The 1757-nt window shown below is 65.7% G+C and carries 3 protein-coding genes and 1 pseudogene; 2 read left to right on the top strand and 2 right to left on the bottom strand.

Features of this window, described 5'->3' with window-relative positions; translation table 11 throughout:
* Positions 1 to 214 (bottom strand): annotated as a pseudogene (locus ACRDPS_RS01995) (hypothetical protein); the annotation flags it as partial.
* Positions 215 to 327: 113 nt separating this feature from the next.
* Between ACRDPS_RS01995 and ACRDPS_RS01990 the strand changes: the two are divergent.
* Together ACRDPS_RS01990 and ACRDPS_RS01985 are read left to right on the top strand one after the other, a co-directional pair.
* On the top strand, positions 328 to 867 hold the full coding sequence (locus tag ACRDPS_RS01990) for a helix-turn-helix domain-containing protein (RefSeq protein WP_431499939.1): 540 nt from the start codon (positions 328 to 330) through the stop codon (positions 865 to 867).
* Between the two features lie 2 nt (positions 868 to 869).
* The gene (locus tag ACRDPS_RS01985; RefSeq protein WP_431499938.1) at positions 870 to 1262 is read left to right on the top strand and encodes a HepT-like ribonuclease domain-containing protein; all 393 of its coding nucleotides are present in this window, start codon (positions 870 to 872) and stop codon (positions 1260 to 1262) included.
* Positions 1263 to 1278: 16 nt separating this feature from the next.
* On the opposite strand, the gene ACRDPS_RS01980 is transcribed toward ACRDPS_RS01985, so the two are convergent.
* Positions 1279 to 1757, bottom strand: a 479-nt coding sequence (locus tag ACRDPS_RS01980) for a DUF402 domain-containing protein (protein WP_431499937.1), incomplete at its 5' end; no start/stop codon positions are given.

The following is a 1757-nucleotide window of genomic DNA, read 5'->3' as shown; positions in this document are numbered from 1 at the left end:
CGAAGTGAGCCGCGTCGCGGCGTGGCACGACGCTGACCGAGTCCCAGTCGGCGACCCACCCATGCCCCGGGCGGGCGAACTCGGTGCCGACCGGATGCCCGATCCAATCACCGTGCTCGTCCTCGCCGAGGAATATGCCCGTGAAGGACCAATGCGGCCGCCCACCCCACTTGGTGAACCCGACACGAACCGGATGACCAGCCTCGAAGCGCATGGCGCTCAGTCTGCCTGACGAGCGTCGAGTCGGTCGGTCGAGTCGGGCGGTCCCGTTGGAGCCTTGTGGGAGTCCCGCTCGAAAGATAGCATCAATGCCATCAGGAGGGAGTGATGATGACTGCGTCGGCCCGTGAGCGTTCATCTGCAGGAGGCCCGATCAGTGGCGCGGAGGTGGGTGCGCTTTTGCGGCAGGCGCGGCGCGTCCGAGGTCTCACCCAACGTGATCTGGCCAGCCGAACGGGCATCGCCCAGACGACGATCGCCCGCATCGAGTCCGGACGTACGCACCCGACGACCGCCACTGTCGCCCGGCTGTTGGCGGGTACAGGATTTCGGGCTCAGATCGAGCTGGTCAACACCATCCGTCCCTCAGAGCTCCTCGACCGGCACCGCGACGCCATCCTTGCCGCCGCCGCAAAGCGTCGGATCTCGCGGGTACGCGTCTTCGGGTCGGTCGCGCGTGGCGCCGACGGCCCTGACTCCGACCTCGACCTGCTGGTCGACTTCAAGCCGGAGGCCTCCCTGTTCGACCAGGCCGGTTTTGCTGGCGACGTCGAGGATCTGCTCGGTGTCGGTGTGGACGTCGTGAGCGCAGACGCGTTGGCGCCCCCGCGCGATCGAAACATCCTGCGCGACGCCAAGGATCTGTGACTGTGGCGGAAGATCAGGCGTTGCCCCTACCCGACGGTGTCGCTGCGCACCTGATCGACCTGGACACTTCCATCCGAGCGGCCGCCGATCTGGTCGCGCGTGGACGCGCTGCGTACGACAACGACTTCCTGCACCGCCTCGCGGCCGAGGCGATCAGCAACCGTATTGGCGAGGCCGTGGGGAACATCGACGAGTCCTGGCGGGACCTGCTGCCCGCGATTCCGTGGCGTGCGATGCGTACGAACCGCAACTTCGTCGTCCACGTCTATCACGCGATCGACTATGCCCGACTCTGGAATACGTTGGTCGATGATGTGCCGCATGTGGCCGAGCTGCTGTCTCCTTACATCAAAGCTGCGTACGCAGCACTGGCTGAGTTGCCTGAATCGGAATGATGCTGCCGGATGAACGTCATCGTGAGAACGAGGTGAGCACCTCGAACCAGGGGAGCGGGGCCTCGCCGTCATAAGGTGGCGCGCTGTCAGTGACCTCCGGCAACACTCGGTCGGCGGTGGCCTGGGCCAGATCGATGGCCTCGGGCGGATAGTGCAGCGCAACCTGGTGCTCAGCGAACTCGTCCTCGTCGATGAGCAGGACCCTCCCGTCGCGTAGCTCGATCACATCGAGATCCAGGTCGACGCAGCTCAGCACCGTGCCGGACCATTCGGCTGGTGTGGTCATATCGACGTAGATCGTGATGTCGTCGGGTTGACCATGCCCGTTGAATCTGACCAGGTGGGCGGGTTCCTGCCGCGGTGACAACGTGAGCCACGACCACCCGGAGGTGTAGCTGCCGCCCGGCTTGGTGGCGAAGGTGCCGACCGGGTGGCCGATCCACTCGCCGTGCTCGTCCTCGCCGAGGTAGAGCCCGTCGAATGCCCAATGAGGCC

The organism is Nocardioides sp. (genome assembly GCF_050699375.1).
Taxonomy (GTDB): domain Bacteria; phylum Actinomycetota; class Actinomycetes; order Propionibacteriales; family Nocardioidaceae; genus Nocardioides.
This window is presented reverse-complemented; position numbering and strand designations above follow the sequence as displayed.

Coding starts and splice junctions, on each gene's coding strand:
- ACRDPS_RS01990 (WP_431499939.1), top strand. CDS start 328: ATGATGACTGCGTCGGCCCGTGAGCGTTCATCTGCAGGAGGCCCGATC.